Origin of the sequence: Spirulina subsalsa CS-330 (genome assembly GCF_028330765.1) — a bacterium.
Lineage (GTDB): Bacteria > Cyanobacteriota > Cyanobacteriia > Cyanobacteriales > Spirulinaceae > Spirulina > Spirulina subsalsa_A.
Genome location: NZ_JAQMTY010000244.1, coordinates 1 through 18,446, shown reverse-complemented (window position 1 = coordinate 18,446; position 18,446 = coordinate 1). Strand labels below are relative to the sequence as shown.

The following is an 18,446-nucleotide window of genomic DNA, read 5'->3' as shown; positions in this document are numbered from 1 at the left end:
TCTTCACGCCCTTCTTCACGCCCTTCTTCACGCCCTTCTTCGCGGGCTGTGTCCATCGAATTCTTTAAATCACGGTAGTATTTGAGGCTGTCTTCATAGACTCGTAATTGTTCACGGGTAAATTTTGCGATCGCTGCCGTCTCAAAAAGCTTCGTGAAAACTTCCTCCTGTAAGGGTTCGGGAATATCTTGGATCTCCGGTAAATGTCGTAAAATATAAAGCCATTTATCAAAGCGAGTTTCTAGCTGTTCAATCGTTTTTGTGAACTTCGGTATTTCCAGGTAGATAAACGTCAGCTTATCGTAAAAGACCTTGCATGTTTCAGTATCGGTGAGCTTGATGTTATAGCGATATTTATCAGGATCATTTTTATCATCGTCAAAGACAAAATCTAAGATGGCCACCAAGTAAACAGCCGTGAGTTGATAGTTCCATTCATTTTTTGGGGCTTGGTCGCGAATCGGAAACGTCGAATAATAGAGAGCACGATCTTTAAAAAACTTTTGCTTACTTTTCTGGAGTTCAACAATGAACTTTTCGCCCGCTTCATTTTCGCAATACAGGTCAAAAATAGCACGGCGATCTAACTCTAACGATCCAACTTGCTCATTTTTGATATAGTTGATTGAGCAAATTTTGCCTTGTTCTTCTTTGAGTAGTTCGTTTAAAAAATCTAACAGTAAATCTTTATTGGGTTCTTCCCCAAAAAGGCGTTTAAAACCGTAGTCGGTGAAGGGGTTGATGTATTTAACGGGGGGATGTGGCATAACTGAACCGGGGCAGATTCGCGGGGTTATCGTGATCATATCGCAGGGTTAGGGGAGGGGATCGAGGCCCCGCTGCTTGGTACGCTGTCTAGGTAAACCACACTGAACCCGTCCTGCGAATTGGACGCTTTGATTTTGATGAGTGATCCCCGTGCTGGCTATACCTTACCCGTGTTTGCGGCGGCGGCGGCCCTGGCTGCGGTGCAACAGTTGCAGGCCTTGCCAAACAGAACCCCGATTGAACAGGTGGAACTGGATTTGCTCGAACCGCCCCAACGGGTCAGCATTCCCATTGAACAGATCGCGCCGATCGCACCGGATCAAGTCCTCGCCATCACTCGCAGTGATCCGGGGGATAATCTTGACCTCACTCGTGATATGGCGATCTGGGCGATCGCATCTCTCACCCCTAACGCCCCCGAACCGATCACGATCCTCGCTGGGGAAGGGGTGGGGAGACGGAGTGATCGCAGCCCCGCCATCTACGCCTACGCCCATCGTCTGATCACCGCTGCCCTCACCCCCCACCTCCAAGGCCAACGAATCACCGTGCAACTGATCCTCCCCACGGGCCGCCGGTTAGCCGAGCGCACCTCTAACGCTGCCTTTGGGGTGATTGAGGGCCTTTCGCTCCTCGGCACAACGGGGATCAGTCAACCCCTGAGCGCACCGGGTCAACTCACCGCCTACCAAGACACCCTGATCGCCAAGGCGGCTCAATTTGACACCCTTGTGTTTTGCATCGGCGAAAACGGTCTAGATTTAGCCCGCACCCTGGGGGTTAATCCGGAGCAGCAGATTAAAACCGCCAATTGGCTGGGCCCGATGCTGGTGACCGCCGCCGCAGTGGGGCTAAAATCCTTGCTGCTTTTTGGCTATCACGGCAAGTTAATCAAACTGGCGGGGGGCATTTTCCATACCCATCATCACCTCGCCGATGGGCGTTTAGAAATTTTCACGGCCCATTGTGCCCAGGTGGGGGTGGGGGGGGAATTGTTGCGGGAACTGTTCGCCAGTGCGACGACGGAAGCGGCGTTGCAGCGCTTGCGGCAGGTGGATCAGGCCCTGGGGAGTGATTGGGTGAATCGGGTCTATGGGTCGATCGCGGCGGCGGTGGATGCGCGGACGATCGCGTATATTCAGAAACATGGCGATCGCACCCCCGCCATCGGTTCAATCCTCTTTGATCGCGATCGCCACATCATCGCCCAGAGTCCAACTGGCACAGCTATCCTGACCGAGGTGTGCTACCCTGATATCCATAAATAAATCTATCTAAACTTTTAGATGCAAGGTGCGATCGCGGCTCATTCCGTGATTTTACCGTCGCTTTATTTGCTGAGGAGCATCGACGGAAACCTATTCCTCCGATCTTCAACGCCCCACCATCTCGCGTCCTGCTGATGGTGATTTTTAAACAAACCAGCCTATCCTCAAACTCATCTCTGTCACGAATTCGCCTAGCCTGTCTCGTCTGACGTTAACATTCGTACTTCATCTTTACCGGTGCGAACCGCTGCGATGCCATGCCAGACATCTGGATCAGGTGTCATGGAGCGATCGCCACTTCACCCTTTTAACCGTTTTGACTCTACCGAGACCGCAATGACGACATCCCCTCAACCCCTAGCGATAGAAGCCCTCAAATCCGATGCCGCCCAGACGGTCAATCGCCAGATGATCGCCATCCTGGACTTTGGTTCCCAATATTCAGAACTGATCGCCCGCCGAATTCGCGAAACCCAAGTGTATTCGGAAGTGCTATCCTACCGCACCACCGCTGAACAACTGCGACAACTCAACCCCAAAGGGATTATCCTTTCCGGTGGCCCCAGTTCGGTCTATGACGACTATGCCCCCGAATGTGACTCAGAAATTTGGGATCTGGATATTCCCATCTTGGGGGTGTGCTATGGGATGCAGTTAATGGTGAAACAGTTGGGCGGCAAGGTGGAACGGGCCAAGCAAGCCGAATATGGCAAAGCCGCCTTGATGATTGATGATCCCACCGATCTGCTCACCAATGTTACCGATGGTTCGACGATGTGGATGAGCCATGGGGATTCCTGTTCGACGCTGCCGGAAGGGTTTGAGGTGCTGGCCCATACGGACAATACGGCCTGCGCTGCGATCGCTCACCACAGCCGCCATCTCTACGGCGTGCAATTTCACCCGGAAGTAGTGCATTCTGTCGATGGGATCGCGTTGATTCGCAATTTTGTCTATCACATTTGCAATTGTGACCCGACTTGGACGATGGAAACCTTCGTCGAAGAGGCGATCCGAGAAATTCGGGCACGGGTGGGCGATCGCCGTGTGCTCCTTGCCCTCTCCGGTGGGGTAGATTCGTCTACCTTGGCGTTTTTGCTCCATGAGGCGATCGGGGATCAACTCACCTGTATGTTCATTGACCAAGGCTTCATGCGCAAAGGTGAGCCGGAACGGTTGATGAAGATTTTCAATGAGCAGTTTCATATTGAGGTGGTCTATGTTCATGCTCGCGATCGCTTCCTCGCCCAGTTAAAAGGCGTGACCGATCCCGAAGAAAAACGCCGTCTGATTGGCCATGAATTCATCCATGTTTTTGAAGAAGAATCGAGAAAACACGGCCCCTTTGATTACCTCGCCCAAGGCACGCTCTACCCCGACGTGATCGAATCCGCCGACACCAATGTAGACCCTAAAACCGGGGAGCGCGTCGCCGTCAAAATCAAAAGCCATCACAACGTTGGCGGCCTGCCCCAAGATTTGCAATTTAAACTCATCGAACCCCTGCGCAAACTCTTTAAAGACGAAGTGCGCAATGTGGCCCGGGCGATCGGTCTCCCCGAAGAAATTGTCCGCCGTCATCCCTTCCCCGGCCCCGGTTTAGCGATTCGGATCATCGGTGAAGTGACCGCCGAACGCTTGAACATTCTGCGGGATGCGGATTTTGTGATTCGCGATGAAATCAGCAAGCAAGGGGTCTATCACGACTATTGGCAAGCCTTTGCGGTGTTGCTGCCGATTCGTAGCGTCGGGGTAATGGGGGATCAACGCACCTATGCCCATCCGGTGGTGCTGCGGTTTGTGTCTAGTGAAGATGGCATGACGGCGGATTGGTCGCGGGTTCCCTACGAACTCCTCGAAATCATTTCTAACCGGATTGTGAATGAGGTGAAGGGGGTGAATCGGGTGGTCTATGACATCACCTCGAAACCGCCGGGAACCATCGAATGGGAATAGGTTCAATGCCCCGATAGGACAAGACCAGTGGAGACTTTCACTGTGCTGAAACTGTCTTCACTGAAATTTACCGCTTGTTCAGGAAGCATCACGTACAAATGAGAAGCCCCTCGCCCCATGGGAGAGGGGTTTGGGGTGAGGGCATGATTTAGGGGGCAACGGGGCGCGAGGGTTTGATGGTGCGATCGCGAATTCGCTGTTTAATCGCCAAGTCATGCTCTTGACGCTTATGGGCAATCGCCCAGGATAGGGTTGTGGAAATGACCACGAGGCTAAAAAACATGGCGGTGAAAATTTCCCCCACAGCCGCCAAGCGAGCCACCACCGACACGGGGTGAATATCGCCATAGCCCACGGTGGAAAACGTGACTAAGGAAAAATAAATCGCGAGAAACCCGGCTTCAAGCCCTTGGAAATGGTTCGGATCTTGACGGACGAGTTCACTGTAAAAATTGGCAAAACCAAAAATGATCGTTAATAATCCCAGGGCGAGGAGGAGCAGGACAACGGTGAACTGGTTTAACGACGGGATGAAATTATATTCGCGGATGATTTGCCCCTGGTCGCGCAGTTGAATTTCTTGATCACAGCCTGCGCCTTGGAAGAGTTCGACGATGAGGGTGATGATCAAGCCTAAGCCGCTGGCAATGACACAGAGGGCGACGGTGAAGCGGAGGGGGAATTCAATGGCCGGGGGCCAAAGGGGGGTGAAACTATTGGCGATCGCATAGACCAAAAATAGCCCCGTCCCAATGCTCACCAGCTTCCGGGCTTGGATCAGTCCCGCATAGTGGGGATAGCTAGCGACGGCGACCACTTCGAGATCGTGGGAATCCGTGGGTGTGAGGCGATCGGCAATGGCCGATGCGATCGCATCGACAAAGCCTGGATGGTTCGGTTCGTTCACACCCGTGAAGCGATCAGACTGTTCCGGATGCACCATAGCCCTACCCCATTAAAAATCAGTACCCATACGGTTAAACGGGAAAAAGCGCACAGCGGCGCGGCCAATAATATTCTCTTCCGGCACGGCCCCCCACACATGGGAATCACAGGACGCATTCCGGTTATCGCCGAGCACGAGATAACTATCCGGCTCCACGGTCACGGGGCCATAGACATAGTCCGGCTCGGCGTTGATATAGTCCTCATCGAGGGGGTCGCCGTTGATATAGACTTGGCTGTTGCGGACTTCCACGGTGTCGCCGGGTAAGCCCACAATGCGTTTGATGTAGGCATCCCGAATGGGGACGGCTTGGGGCCGAAGGGGATCGCATTTCACCGCCGTATCCGGGGGGTAGAAGACGATAATCTCACCCCGACGCGGATCATGAAACCGATAGGATAATTTTTCGATCATGAGGCGATCGCCCACTTCGAGGGTCGGCAGCATCGATTCTGAGGGAATGTAACGGGCCTCAGCAATAAAGGTACGGATGACCAGGGAGAAAAAGAGGCTCAACCCAATCACACTGGCACTTTCAACCCAAATATTTGTTGGTTTCTTCGACATTGAGGTTTAGCGGCAGGACAAGCGTAATGCAACGCAGGCAGACAAACACTGTAACATGGACGTTTTTCTAGTTCCCATTGTGGCAAATCTCATCAAAATTGCCTGCTCGATTCGGGCAAAACCACGCTTCACAATTGCGCTATTCTAAACTCACACCTCCCGTCAGTCCGAAACACTGTTCATGATTCGTCTTGCCGTTCCTGCCGATCTGCCTGCGATCGTCGAGATTTACAACGCCACGATCCCCAGTCGTCAAGTCACCGCCGACACGGAACCGATCACGGTGGCCAGTCGGGAAGATTGGTTTGCCGAACATCGGCCCGATCGCTATCCTCTGTGGGTGTGGTGTGATGCTCAGGATCAGGTGGGGGGATGGCTGAGTGTGCAGGCGTTTTACGGTCGCCCCGCCTATGCTGCCACGGTGGAATTGAGCCTCTACATTGCCCCGACCCACCAACGGCAGGGGATTGGAACCCAACTCCTCAACCATGGCCTGCGGGAATGGCCAAGGTTAGGGATTCAGACGTTACTGGGGTTTGTGTTTGCCCACAATGGGCCGAGTTTGCGGTTGTTGGAGCGGTTTCAGTTTCGAGAATGGGGGTATTTGCCCCGCGTGGCGCAGTTGGATGGGTGCGATCGCGATCTGATCATCCTTGGTCGCCGCCTCATTCCCTAGGCCGCTGCGAGTCGCAATTTTGCTAACACCGGTTGCAGCGACACCACATGACGCTCTAACCCCAGCACCGCCGGATCTAACCCCAGAGCCAGCCCCACCAATTGCGGCAGGTGCAGCACCGGCAGGTTAAGGGATGTGCCGATCACCTTTTCAATTTCCGGTTGCCGGGATTCCAAATTGAGATGGCACAGGGGGCAAGGGGTGACGAGGCAATCCATCCCAGCCGCGATCGCTGATTGTAAATGTTTCCCCGCCATCTTAAACGAGGTCTCCGTGGCATAGCTCGAAATCGGCCAGCCGCAGCATTGCGTCCGCCCTGGATAGTCCACCGCCGTCGCCCCCACCGCTTCAATCACCGATTCGAGCGACTGGGGCGCAACGGGATCATCGTAGGGCAGGGTGCTCAAGGGGCGCAGCAAATAACAACCATAGAACGCACCACAGCGCAGCCCGGAGAGCGATCGCACCACCCGCGCCCGCAACGCCTCCAGACCATAATCCCCCACCAACACCCACAACAAATGCTTCACCTCACTCGTGCCGCGATAGGGCGAACACCCTTCCTGCGTCAAAAACTGATTCACCTGTTCTAAATAAGCCGGATCATCCTCTTGGGCCGCCTTCAGCCGTTCATCCACATGGCCAATCACCCCCTGACAGGTGCTGCAATGGGTCAACAGCGGCAAATTCAAGGTCTCAGCCAAGGCAATATTACGGGCATTCACCGTATCCTCCAACAGTTGGGAGTCCTCTTTATAGGTTCCGGAACCGCAACAAGCCGCCTTTTTTAACTCCAACAGCTCAATGCCCAACGCCGCAGTCACCGCAGCCGTGGATTGATACAGTTCGCGGCAAGCTCCCTGAGCGACACAACCGGGAAAATAGGCATAACGAAGCGGCAAAGCAGGCATAGTGATTCGTCGTGAAACAGCGCTACTGACCCAAGATCAGTAGTTAGGAGTAATCCCCCCTCATCATCTCGCACCCCTCCCCGTCAGGTGGTAAACTATTGAAATTCCTTAATAATTGCGGAGTAACTGTGGGGGTTCAGATCACACTCGCTGCTTTGCAAAAGAGGGGCCGCTTTCCGATATCATAGAGGATGCTGTAAATCAGCATTCCACTGGACTCAAATACCAGCCTGTTTAAAAACATAGAGGTAGCATAAATGGCTAATGACGAAATTTTTAGCAGAGTCATAAAAGTTGTCGTTGAGCAACTAGAAGTTGACGAAGATACAGTGCGAGCGGAATCAAAATTCACAGATGATCTCGGTGCAGATTCCCTCGACACTGTTGAATTGGTGATGGCGCTAGAAGAAGAATTTGACGTTGAAATTCCCGACGATGTGGCTGAACAAATTGACACCGTCGGCAAGGCCGTCGAGCATATTGCGGCGGCTGCTGCATCGGCCTAACGGCTGAACGGCGTTATCGATCCCCCTTGCGATCTTGCCTCTTTTGACCCCGGGTAACAGTGACCTGAACTTCAGGCAATGCTGGGCTTAATCCCCCCCTTTAGCGATTGAAAACCATGACAAACTTCCAACGCAAACGAGTCGTCATCACTGGACTTGGCGCAATTACACCGATTGGTAATACCCTGTCTGATTATTGGGGTGGATTAATGGCTGGCCGCAATGGCATTGACACGATTACCGGGTTTGATGCCTCACGCCACGCTTGCCAGATTGCCGGTGAAGTCAAGGGGTTTGATCCTCACCACTATCTCGATCGCAAAGATGCCAAGCGGATGGATCGTTTTGCTCAGTTTGGGGTTTGTGCCAGTCAGCAGGCGATCGCGGATGCTCAACTGGTCATTGACGAGTTGAATGCAGATCACATTGGTGTTTTGATTGGCACGGGGATTGGCGGACTCAAGGTCATGGAAGATCAACAGGAAGTGTTGCTCACGAAGGGGCCATCCCGCTGTAGCCCCTTTATGATCCCCACGATGATTGCTAACATGGCCGCTGGCTTAACGGCGATTCATACCGGCGCAAAAGGCCCAAATTCCTGTGTGGTCACGGCCTGCGCCGCTGGAACGCACGCGATTGGGGATGCCTTTCGGATGGTGCAGGGCGGCTACGCAAAAGCCATGATCTGCGGGGGGACTGAAGCGGCAATCACCCCCCTTTCCTTTGCTGGCTTTGCGTCTGCGAAAGCCCTCTCCACGCGCAATGATGATCCCGCCCATGCCTGCCGTCCCTTTGATCGCGGTCGTGATGGGTTTGTGATGGGCGAAGGGGCTGGAATTTTGATTTTAGAAGAACTCGACCATGCCCAAGCACGAGGAGCACAGATCTACGCTGAGATTGTGGGGTATGGGATGACCTGTGATGCTTACCACATGACCTCGCCGGTTCCGGATGGCTATGGTGCGACTCGTGCGATCGAGTTGGCCATGAAAGATGCTGGGATTGAACCTGAGCAGGTGAGCTATGTAAACGCCCACGGCACCAGTACCCCCGCCAATGATGTGACCGAAACGCGAGCCATTAAGAAAGCGTTAGGGGCCCATGCGAACAATATCCTTGTCAGTTCCACGAAGTCGATGACGGGGCATCTGTTGGGCGGTTCCGGTGGGATTGAAGCGGTGGCGGCGGTGATGGCGATCGCTCACGATCGCGTTCCCCCCACGATCAACCTCACCGACCCCGACCCCGACTGTGATTTAGACTATGTTGCCGATGGCAGCCGAGAATACCCGGTGGAGGTCGTGCTCTCGAACTCCTTTGGATTTGGCGGTCACAATGCCACCCTCGCGTTCCGGAAATACCAAGCCTAACGATCCATCTGCGGCGGCGATCGCTCGTCCATCCCTCAGCCCTTCCGGGGCGTGGCCGTCAAAACCTGGAGCAACCGCTGCGGATCGGTAAACTCCCCCACAATCCGCCGCACCGGCAGCGGCCAAACCCGAATCAGCGTCGGAGTCGCCGAAATATGATCCATCTCCGCCAAATCAGGGTGCTTGAAAATATCAATCACCTTCAGGGTATAGGGTGCCGATAAATTTTCCTCTAGCAGTTCATGCAGTTGGTGCAATGTTCGCTCCGTCAGCGTGTTATCCCCTGAGACAAACAGCCGCAACACATAGTTTTGGATTAACGGCGAAGTGGGTGAATCAGGCTTTGGGGGCATTGCAACAACATCATCATGGTAGTCATGGTCTTGCCACTGATCATAGGACACAATCAGATTATGCTCTTCCCAAAGAGGAGAAAAGTGATCCCGATAGCTGGCGATGATTTGAGGATTAGCCCCCTCTTGCTGGACTGGCATCACATCCCAGCGTAGATCCGGGGTTTGAAAAATCGTATTCAGCAAGGCCTGATATCGCTCCACGAACGGATACACCTCCGCCACCGTGCGTAGACATTGCAACTGAGTATCCCACCAGCGATCCACCGTAGCCGTATAAAACGGGACAAGAAAATGAGGCGGAGCCGTTAACCCCAATAACTCTTGTAACGCGGCGCATAAATGACTATGCCATCGTCGTTGCTTCGTTTCATCAATGGTATAGATCAAATCGCCGGCAGGGGTGAACAGAACAATCCCTTTAAATTGTTCTGGCATGACTCGTGTCGTGTCCATCGGTCTAGAGCCGGCCTCGCAGCATTTGAGCCATTTCGTTGGGAGTGGGGGATTTTTCCAAGGCAGTTTCCTCGGTAATGCGCCCCTCTTCATAGAGTGCGTACAGGGCTTGGTTCATCGTGAGCATGCCGTCATATTCACTTTGGATCATGAGTTCATGCATATCTTCATACTGCCCTTTGGAGATGTATTCTTTCATCGTTTCCGTATTGACCAAGATGTCATGAAAGGCGGCGCGTTTGCCGTCAGTGGTTCGACATAAACCTTGGGCAATGATGGCCACTAAGGATTCAGACAGAGCAATCCGCATGGCATGCTGTTCTTCTGCGGTGTAGAGGTTCAAAATCCGCTCAATGGTTTTAACGGCGCTGTTGGTGTGCAGGGTTCCCATCACCAAGTGACCGGTTTGAGCGGCTTTGAGGGCGGTGTTGACGGTGCCTTTGTCCCGCATTTCCCCGACGAGAATTAAGTCCGGATCTTCCCGTAACGCGGCTTTGAGGGCATTGTCAAACAGTAGGGTATGGGTTCCGACTTCGCGGTGTTTAATCAGGGATTTTTTGCTGCTGTGGACGAATTCAACGGGATCTTCAATGGTGATGATGTGTTTGGAATGTTCTTTGTTGATATAGTCGATCATCGCGGCCATGGTGGTGGATTTCCCGGAACCGGTGGGGCCGGTGACGAGAACGAGGCCTTTGTGGGAATCGGAGATGTCGCGAAACACGGGCGGCAGGCGGAGTTGCTCCATCGTCATGATGGTGAGGGGGATTAAGCGCATGACGATCGCAGGCCCCGTGAGGGAGTCAAAGACGTTGATCCGCACCCTGGCAAAGTCGTATTGTTTGGCGGTGTCGAGTTCTTTGGTGTCTTTGAACTGTTGAATTTCCTGTTCGGAGCAGATTTCATGCATCCAACTCCAAAAGGTGGGTTCGTCGGTGACGGGAAAGTCTAGTTTTTCCATTTCACCGCGATCGCGCACCCGTGGCTGTTCTCCCACCCCCAGGTGAATATCGGAATACCCTTCTTTATTGGCAAGATTAATGATGTCACCACAGGCGGGATGCCCTGGCGATCGCTGGGGTTTGGCTTTGGCTTGGGCGGGTTGCGATCGGGGCGGCATACCTGGGGGCGGGGCTGCACCGGGTCCAGCGGCAGGGCGGCGGCGTTGTCCCGGCGGTGGGGCGGGGGGACGTTGAGGGGGAGCCGGAGGACGTTGTTGAGATTGTGTCATAGGTCACCGCTACAATGAGGAACTTCGCTCTTTTTCCCATCTTAAAGGAGATTTGATGCTTCCGAGCGATCCGCCGCAGGAACTGCGATCGCCCTGGCACAATCATCGCTGCACCCCATGAAGCCCAGGGATTGAACGATAAAAACAGCCATCAAACAGGGTCTGATGGCTGTTTAGGATTAATGAACCGATGGGAATCGACCCTGATCTTAGTAGAGGGCCTCTTCTTGGTGGGTTTCAATCACACAATCTGACTTCGGATAGGCAACACAGGTCAGCACGAAACCAGCAGCGATTTGGTCATCATCCAAGAAGGATTGATCCGATTGGTCTATGGTGCCGGAAACCAATTTACCTGCACAGGTGGAACAAGCACCAGCACGGCAGGAGTAGGGGAGGTCGAGACCTTGTTCTTCAGCAATATCAAGGATATATTCGTCATCAGGGACTTCAATGGTGGTGTCCAGTCCTTCTGCTTCACATTTCAACGTAACTTTGTAAGTCGCCATAGGTAGGGAACTCCTCTCTGTTATGAATGACAGCCTTCACGAAACTTAAATCCTTAAAGGCTGGTGTAAGTTTCTATGTCTGATAGTACGGGAAAATCTCGATCCGGTATAGTCAGCATTAGCAATGAAAGTCTTAAGCCCTCGTAACATAAATTTAATTTATGTTCGCTTTTAGGAATTTTTGGCAATATGGGGAGCTAAGAAATTTAAATAAGTATTGTGGGATAAAGATTCTAGCATTTTTTTCGCTTGTATTATCCTCAAGAATAGGAAAAGATTTGATATAATCTAAGTTTATGCTTCAGTCACGATCATATAGTGAAAGAGAAAGCTCGCTGGCCACCGCTGCCTTGGTGTTTTGGGTTCATCCAACCGGTATGGTGAAAGGCGGCATTTTTCAACCATGAGATGGCTGGATACTGGGTGGGGCGATGGGGGAGCGATCGCATCACCCCCCCCATCGCCCCCCCTACCCCTTAGCCCACAATGCCAGAATCAAGGCGCAGGTAGGATTCAATAAACTCATCCAACGCCCCATCCATCACATCACTGATCGCCGTGGTTTCCGTATTGGTGCGGAGATCCTTCACCATCTGATAGGGGTGAAACACATAGTTACGGATCTGGTTGCCCCAGGCCGCGTCGACCATGTCGCCGCGAATTTCGGCGATCTCTTGGGCGCGTTGTTCTTGGGCAATTACCAAAAGTTTGGCTTTTAGGAGGGCCATGGCTTTGTCTTTGTTTTGGAGTTGCGATCGCTCCTGGGTGCAGCGCACCGCTAACCCCGTCGGCACATGGAGAATCCGCACCGCCGTTTCCACCTTATTCACGTTTTGGCCCCCCTTCCCCCCCGATCGCGATGTCGTAATTTCGAGATCCTTATCGGGAATATCCAGGGTAATTTTAGACTCATCCAACGCTGGCATCACCTCCACCCCCGCAAAACTCGTCTGGCGTTTGCCATTGGCATTAAACGGCGAAATCCGCACCAGGCGATGGGTTCCCTTTTCCCCCCGCAGATATCCATAGGCATAGCGACCCAAAATTTCCAGCGTCGCAGACTTGATCCCCGCCTCATCCCCCTCGGAAATCTCCGCCAAATAAACCTGATACCCCTGCTGCTCCCCCCAGCGGGTATACATCCGCAGCAACATTTCCGCCCAATCCTGGGCATCCGTGCCCCCTGCCCCCGCATTGATCGTCAGCACAGCCCCCTCGGTATCGTACTCGCCGGCCAAGAGTTGCTGAAGCTCCCATTTATCGAGGGTCTGTTGCAGATGTTCAATGGTCTGGTGCGCTTCTTGCCAAAGACTATCATCGGTTTCCACTTCCAACAGTTCAACGATCGCCCCCACATCCTCAAGCTGCGACTCCCAACTGCGATACTGCGCCACACTGGACTTCACATCATTGAGGGTCTGCATGATGCGTTGCGCCGCTGCCGGATCATCCCACAGTTCAGGCTGGGCGGCTTGTTGTTCTAGATCGTGAATTTGGGCATTGAGTTGAGGGAGGTCAAAGATAGTCCTGAGCTTTGCCCAGGCGATCAGTTAACACCGTCACTCCCCGTTTTAAGTCGGTTAATTCCATCATGGCTACGTTCGCGTCACGAATTCCGCCCTCCATCATATCGCTCATCCGTCCCGCTCTTCTCGATCCTGCCGCCGCCGATGCTGGGGCCGGCGGTGGGCAGTTCAACGCTGGCGGACTATATCTAACTATTCTCAATAAAATTAGCCCTCAGCCTGACGCATTCCCCCCCAGGCGCGATCGCTCGTTCCCGTAAGCATTGAGTTCAAGGCGGAGATGAAGCCATCGGGGGCAGTCATGGTGAACTTGAGATATTTTTATTGAAAAGTATTCTCATTAATGAATTTTCTGTCTATACTGGCAGACAAGCGCAAAATCCAAAACCCTAACGGAGCGATTCCGGCAGCCCTAGGGTGCTGACTTGCCTGGCTTCGGGACTTGCGCATCCTGCTGTTTACGCAATTTTTTATGAGTTACGCTAAAGCAAAACCCACTCCAATTCGTTGCACTGGTCAATTACAGAGCTTGTTCTATCAGGATGGAGCGAAGTTGAAAGCCCTGCGGGTGGGGGTTGACGATCGCGACTATTGGTTTAAAGTCCCGAAAACCCTGCGCCATCGGCTTGATCCGACGATTCAACCGGGTCATTGGGTGACGATTCACGGCCAACGGCGGCGATCGCGCAAAACGGGCATCCTCACCTTCAAAGCGGATCACATTATCCTCAGTCCTTGGGCGGTGCAATCGGAACTCGTGGCCGCCCCCCTGAATCCGCCCCAACCCAAGGCCGAAGCCGCCAAAATTCTCATTTGTCAAAAATCCAGTTGTCGTAAACGTGGGGCCGACAAAGTCTGCGCTCAGTTGGCGGCGGAATTGAGCGATCGCAACCTCAGCGACACCGTCACGATCAAAAGCACCGGCTGCCTCAACCAATGCAAACAAGGCCCCCATGTCATCCTGTTGCCGGAGCGGGCCAAATATAGCCGCGTGCGCCCGAATGATATTCCCACCCTCGTGGAGCAACATTTGATCATTGACCCCCAAGCGTGAGAACCATCAACCCCGAAATCGCTGCATCCCCTGCGAATGGGTGCTCACCTGATGCGATCGCTGAGGATCGCGCCTCATCGCCGTGATCCTCAGCAAGCCCATCAACCCAGACGAACGCCGCACCGTGGATCATCTTCCCTACTCAGTGCCGCGTGGCCGCCGCCAAATTGCCCGCAATTAAGCGTAAAACCCTGAGTTATTTGACGCAATCTCATCAAGAAATACACCTTACCCCTTGACAAGTTTCATTTAATCATTAATCTAATAGATGAGTGTGAGGAGTAAAGTTGAAGAAAAGCACTTGGGGTCGAAACAAGGAAAGACTCCCAAGTGCTTTCATTTCTTCTCTATATTGAGACAACGCAGACCAAAAATTGAATCCAACCATCCCATTCACCCGCAGCACTAAACCAGTGAGCGCGGTGAAATTTTTGTCTGGGCCGATGAATCTTCTGAGTACAGGACAAAAGATTTTGATGGGGTGGGAGCATCCTGCTCCCTATTTTGCCTGATCCCAACGGGCAAGATGCCCGCACTACAGAATATGGATTTTTAGTCCAACGCTCAAGGTGACGGTGCGTTACGCTTCGCTAACAGCACCCTACCGCCATGACACAGCTAAAATGATAATTTATCGTAGGGTGGGTTAGGCGGCTTATATTCTTGCTATCACTGCAATCCAGCAATCCGCCGTAACCCACCTTTTAAGACGTGCCGTAATACTAGGTGTCGTACATCCGTGCTTCAAACGCATCGGGATACTCATCACAGTATTCCTCAAAATACGTTTTTTCCGGCTTTTGAGCACGTTGGTGAGAGGCTTCCGCTTGTAATTCCTCTACGATGTCCCACGCTGCCGCGCATTCGGGTGAGGTGGGGCCTTTTTCGGCGCAAATTGCCCGTGCCTTATCCCTCGCACTAATAATTTCCGCCTCTAACGTCAACTCCTTCGGTTTTTCAACAAAATCACCTTTTTGCAGAATATCGGTGATTGAAACAATGCCCAATAGCTTGTCCTTAATCACCGGAGCCCGACGGATGCCAGTATTTGCGAACAAACGCGCCACATATTCCACCGCTAGATCCGGATTTAGCACAATGCAGGGCTTGTTCATGATCTCGAACACCCGTACATTTTTCGGATCTTTCCCGTAGGCGGTCACTTTGTATACCACATCGGTTTCTGTGACAATGCCGTAGGCATCTTCGTCGGTGCGGCGATCGACAATCAAGGCTCGCAACTTCTTGTCCCGCATTAATTTCACTGCGTCAGCGACTGTTGCCGAGCCTCGAATCGTGATGACATCGGATGTCATGATTTCAGAAGCTTTCATCATTTTTTCCCTCGACTCTTCATTCTTTATTGTTTGCGCTAGGGGCATACAAGGGCAAGGAGAATAGACAATTTGCAATAATCGTCCTTACAGCCAAAAGGGTAGGACTCCATCGAGGCTTTTGGGCTTGATTCCCTTTAAGGCGAGGGAGCCGATTTTATCGCTGTAATGGAGGGAAACGGGCAGGCGGGGGGATTTCACGGAGCCGTTGTGCAGTAAGGTTAAGGCGAAAATGGAGTGAATCGCCCGCTCAATGCCCAAGGCTGGATCGCACCAAATGTGCAGGGGTTGGGGCGTGACACCGGAGGAGGGCGGCAGGCTAGACACCATGAGGGCGGCGGTGTTGCTGAGGATGAGACAGTCGCCTTTTTGGGGTTGCACTACAGAACGGGGTTGATGGGGGTCGGGGTTGGGTAATTCGCGATAGAGACGGGGTGCGCCACTTTTGCGGACTTCGACAAAGGAGAATGTTGCGCCGAGGTGGTGGGCGATAGTTTGGAGGTGGTGTTTTTCTGCGCCCCGAAAGAGTCCATCGCGATGAATGATCACCCGTTTGCCGGCAAAATGTTCAGCGGGAAAGAGGGATTCGAGGACGTTCAGGGGTAGGGTTTCGCCAGGAATGGGCGCGTCGTTGATCCGATACCCGAAGAGGTGGCCGGTGTTGAGATAGACGCGGGCGATCGCAGTGCAATTCATTGACCCCCGCTGATTCGCTTTCACCTGTCGCGCCACATCCAACCCCACCACATAATCCGTAAACTCCAACGGTTCCGCCAGGGTAAATAAAGTATTCCCCGTTTTCGCCAACATTCCCAGCACCACATTATTTTCAGCATAGGGTTTCCCTAGCGTGGGTTCATACACCATCTGGCTGGGCAGATCCTCCCCCACGGTCAACTGCTTCAACCGCCCATAAACAGACCCATCCCCCGGTCGTTTTTGCGGTAGTAATCCTAAGATGAGATCGGGGTTTTGCGCTTTGACGGTATTCACTGCGGTTTCGAGCGTGACCTGTGAAATTTGGGTGACGATGTGTGGTGCTAGAAACCGAGGTTTAAACCCCATGGGTGTTAAGCGATCAATCAGTTTTTGTTTAAATCGTGTGGGCCTGCGATCGCGCCGTGCATCGATGACGCCAATCACAAATTCACCCCCATTGTGACTGAATTTAGCTGCTTTTTGATAGATGCCATGATGTTTAAGCTGATTCATTAATTGCTGTTCAATATAGGGAAAAGCTTGATTGTTGCCGACGCGAATTTGATTAGAGATTTGCAAGGATGCGGCAGTGGTGAAGAAGAGAGGATGATCAGCAGAGTTGATCAAGGGTTGATCTTGGCGAATTTGATCGGCAATTTTTCGGACAAGTTTACGGCGATTTTCGGGAGAGAACCGCCAAGCTTGGGTAATTTGATAGGTGTCGAGGTCGAATTTAGTCAGTGTGTCCATGTCTAGGCTGGGTTGCAGACATGCGAGGGGATAATCATACGTCTTCTTGAATGATGTTTGTAGTGTGACCACAATGTCATCATCAAGGGCGGCTTTGATTTGGGTTTTGATCTGATCATTTCGGGAAGAATTGAAGAGGCGATCGCGGTGCTCTGCCAATGGGCCAACAATGCCAATGATTTTTCCTTTAAAGTCTTGGGCGGTCACCAATGCCCAGGTTCCGATCAGACTCTCTGGGTCGTCTAGTTTGGCTGCGATCGCGCCGAATCCCGCCGTTAAAATCACATTCGATCGCACGGCGATCGAAAGAGCGGGCTGGCCTTGAATATCCCAAGCACGGGTATCGTAACGACGCTCGATGCGAACATTCCCCATCTCGCGATTTTCCGTCTTGAGCATTTGCAAAATTTGAGGCCGTCGCTGTTTATGAATGACGGCGTGAGCATAATCAGCGTGGTGTTGCGGTGTGAAGCGATCGAGCGGCATGATTTGAATTGAACGAAGATCGCGAAAATCTTCGGAGTGATGAGTCCACAAATGCCGCAGGAGTTCACGCAGTTGCTCCGGTGCTTTTTGCGCGTTACTGATTAGAAGCGGTGAACTCCAAGCCCAATAGATTTTAGGCTGATCAAAAAACTGATCAATTCTATAACTTAGTTTTCGCCCAATCTCTTGCAGACTTGTTTCGCCCACATCAAGCTGATAGGCGTAGAGGGTCTTGATTTTACTCGCATCAACGAGCAAGAAATCCGCTGAAAGTATTGATGTAGTCATGACACATTGACAACATAGAAGATAGGACAAAAAAATTGTACACCACCCCTCGCCCCCAAGCCCCTACGGCTATCGACAAGGGGCTTAAGCCCCTTGCCTGTTCTAGGGTGTGAGTGATTACGGTGTAATCAAGCGGTAGCTGGTGAGGGGGAGGAAGATGGTGAGAACTTCGCCGGCGGTGGGGCGTTGGCGGACGGTGAGTTTGCCGCCCATGGCGTGGCAGAGGTTTTTGGTGACATCGAGGTTGAGGCTGAGGCAGCCGGTTTCGGGCTGGAACATGAGGAGTTGTCCCAGGGATTTGAGGGAGTGGGAGAGGGTGGTGTTTTGGGAGAGGAATTGTAGTTTGAGTTGATCGCCGGCGGTGGTGACTTGGACGGCGATGTTTTCGCCGGTGGGGAGGCTGCGGGTGAGGCGTTCGATCAAGCCGGTGAGGACTTGGGCGAGCATGGCGGGGTGGCTAATGATCGTGGGCAGTTGTTCGGGGAGGACGATGTTAAGGGTGATGTTGCGGCGTTGGGCTTGGTTTTGCCATTGGGGGGTGTGCTGCTGGATGATCTGTTGGAGGGAGATGGGGATCAGTTGGCCGAGGTCGCGATCGCCCACTTGGGATTCTAATTCTGTGGCCCGAAAAATTAGCTCCATCCGATTGATCTGATCGGTGCATTCTTGGTCAATACTTTTGAGGCGTTTCACCACGTCATCAGCGAGGGTGCGCTGTTTTTTCAATACCAAACGGGTCAGCATCCGAATTGTGGTGAGGGGGGTGCGGACTTCGTGGGTGAGGGCTTGGAG

The 18,446-nt window shown here is 52.7% G+C and carries 17 protein-coding genes; 6 read left to right on the top strand and 11 right to left on the bottom strand.

Annotation, left to right across the window (positions count from 1 at the left end; genetic code table 11):
- On the bottom strand, window positions 1-767 hold a 767-nt coding region (locus PN477_RS17015), incomplete at its 3' end, for an Rpn family recombination-promoting nuclease/putative transposase (RefSeq protein ID WP_417158843.1).
- A gap of 138 nt (window positions 768-905) precedes the next feature.
- Between PN477_RS17015 and cbiD the strand changes: the two genes are divergently transcribed.
- Both cbiD and guaA read left to right on the top strand, forming a co-directional pair.
- Window positions 906-2,036, top strand: a complete 1,131-nt coding sequence (gene cbiD / locus PN477_RS17010) for a cobalt-precorrin-5B (C(1))-methyltransferase CbiD (RefSeq protein ID WP_272116314.1) — start codon at window positions 906-908, stop codon at window positions 2,034-2,036.
- 336 nt (window positions 2,037-2,372) lie between these two features.
- Window positions 2,373-3,992, top strand: coding sequence for a glutamine-hydrolyzing GMP synthase (guaA, locus tag PN477_RS17005; RefSeq protein WP_272116316.1), 1,620 nt, complete (start codon window positions 2,373-2,375; stop codon window positions 3,990-3,992).
- Between the two features lie 148 nt (window positions 3,993-4,140).
- Here the strand turns inward: guaA and PN477_RS17000 are convergent, their stop codons facing one another.
- Both PN477_RS17000 and lepB read right to left on the bottom strand, forming a co-directional pair.
- Window positions 4,141-4,935, bottom strand: coding sequence for a potassium channel family protein (locus PN477_RS17000; RefSeq protein ID WP_272116318.1), 795 nt, complete (start codon window positions 4,933-4,935; stop codon window positions 4,141-4,143).
- 12 nt (window positions 4,936-4,947) lie between these two features.
- Window positions 4,948-5,505 carry a signal peptidase I gene (lepB, locus tag PN477_RS16995; protein WP_272116320.1) on the bottom strand — a complete coding sequence of 186 codons (558 nt, stop codon included), beginning with the start codon at window positions 5,503-5,505 and terminating at the stop codon, window positions 4,948-4,950.
- A 181-nt stretch (window positions 5,506-5,686) separates the two neighbouring features.
- On the opposite strand from lepB, the gene PN477_RS16990 reads away from it, so the two are divergent.
- On the top strand, window positions 5,687-6,181 hold the full coding sequence (locus PN477_RS16990; RefSeq protein ID WP_272116322.1) for a GNAT family N-acetyltransferase: 495 nt from the start codon (window positions 5,687-5,689) through the stop codon (window positions 6,179-6,181).
- Here the strand turns inward: PN477_RS16990 and PN477_RS16985 are convergent.
- On the bottom strand, window positions 6,178-7,092 hold the full coding sequence (locus PN477_RS16985; protein WP_272116324.1) for a CoB--CoM heterodisulfide reductase iron-sulfur subunit B family protein: 915 nt from the start codon (window positions 7,090-7,092) through the stop codon (window positions 6,178-6,180). The genes PN477_RS16990 and PN477_RS16985 overlap by 4 nt on opposite strands.
- A gap of 257 nt (window positions 7,093-7,349) precedes the next feature.
- Between PN477_RS16985 and acpP the strand changes: the two genes are divergently transcribed.
- Together acpP and fabF are read left to right on the top strand one after the other, a co-directional pair.
- The gene (acpP, locus tag PN477_RS16980; protein ID WP_272116326.1) at window positions 7,350-7,598 is read left to right on the top strand and encodes an acyl carrier protein; all 249 of its coding nucleotides are present in this window, start codon (window positions 7,350-7,352) and stop codon (window positions 7,596-7,598) included.
- A 116-nt stretch (window positions 7,599-7,714) separates the two neighbouring features.
- Entirely contained in the window at window positions 7,715-8,968 is a 1,254-nt protein-coding gene (gene fabF / locus PN477_RS16975) for a beta-ketoacyl-ACP synthase II (protein WP_272116328.1), read from the top strand.
- Between the two features lie 35 nt (window positions 8,969-9,003).
- Here the strand turns inward: fabF and PN477_RS16970 are convergent, their stop codons facing one another.
- From PN477_RS16970 to prfB, 4 genes are all read right to left on the bottom strand, one after another.
- Window positions 9,004-9,777, bottom strand: coding sequence for a circadian clock KaiB family protein (locus PN477_RS16970; protein WP_272116330.1), 774 nt, complete (start codon window positions 9,775-9,777; stop codon window positions 9,004-9,006).
- A 4-nt stretch (window positions 9,778-9,781) separates the two neighbouring features.
- Window positions 9,782-11,008: a type IV pilus twitching motility protein PilT gene (locus PN477_RS16965; RefSeq protein ID WP_272116332.1), complete on the bottom strand. Its 1,227-nt coding sequence runs from the start codon at window positions 11,006-11,008 to the stop codon at window positions 9,782-9,784.
- A gap of 209 nt (window positions 11,009-11,217) precedes the next feature.
- Window positions 11,218-11,517, bottom strand: a complete 300-nt coding sequence (locus tag PN477_RS16960) for a ferredoxin (protein WP_072620568.1) — start codon at window positions 11,515-11,517, stop codon at window positions 11,218-11,220.
- Between the two features lie 476 nt (window positions 11,518-11,993).
- Window positions 11,994-13,107 (bottom strand): peptide chain release factor 2 gene (prfB, locus tag PN477_RS16955; RefSeq protein WP_334310553.1). Its coding sequence is split into 2 segments (ribosomal slippage): window positions 11,994-13,034 and window positions 13,036-13,107, totalling 1,113 coding nucleotides; the frame shifts between segments, so codons are not numbered across the junction.
- A gap of 408 nt (window positions 13,108-13,515) precedes the next feature.
- Here prfB and PN477_RS16950 point away from each other — a divergent pair.
- Window positions 13,516-14,097 (top strand): (2Fe-2S) ferredoxin domain-containing protein, encoded by a 582-nt coding sequence (locus PN477_RS16950; protein WP_272116335.1) that lies wholly within the window; start codon window positions 13,516-13,518, stop codon window positions 14,095-14,097.
- Window positions 14,098-14,819: 722 nt separating this feature from the next.
- Here PN477_RS16950 and PN477_RS16945 read toward each other — a convergent pair.
- The 3 genes from PN477_RS16945 to PN477_RS16935 all read right to left on the bottom strand — a co-directional run.
- The gene (locus tag PN477_RS16945) at window positions 14,820-15,431 is read right to left on the bottom strand and encodes a CP12 domain-containing protein (protein WP_417158842.1); all 612 of its coding nucleotides are present in this window, start codon (window positions 15,429-15,431) and stop codon (window positions 14,820-14,822) included.
- Window positions 15,432-15,518: 87 nt separating this feature from the next.
- Entirely contained in the window at window positions 15,519-17,654 is a 2,136-nt protein-coding gene (locus PN477_RS16940; protein ID WP_272116340.1) for a Piwi domain-containing protein, read from the bottom strand.
- A 117-nt stretch (window positions 17,655-17,771) separates the two neighbouring features.
- Window positions 17,772-18,446, bottom strand: a 675-nt coding sequence (locus tag PN477_RS16935) for a sensor histidine kinase (protein ID WP_272147486.1), incomplete at its 5' end; no start/stop codon positions are given.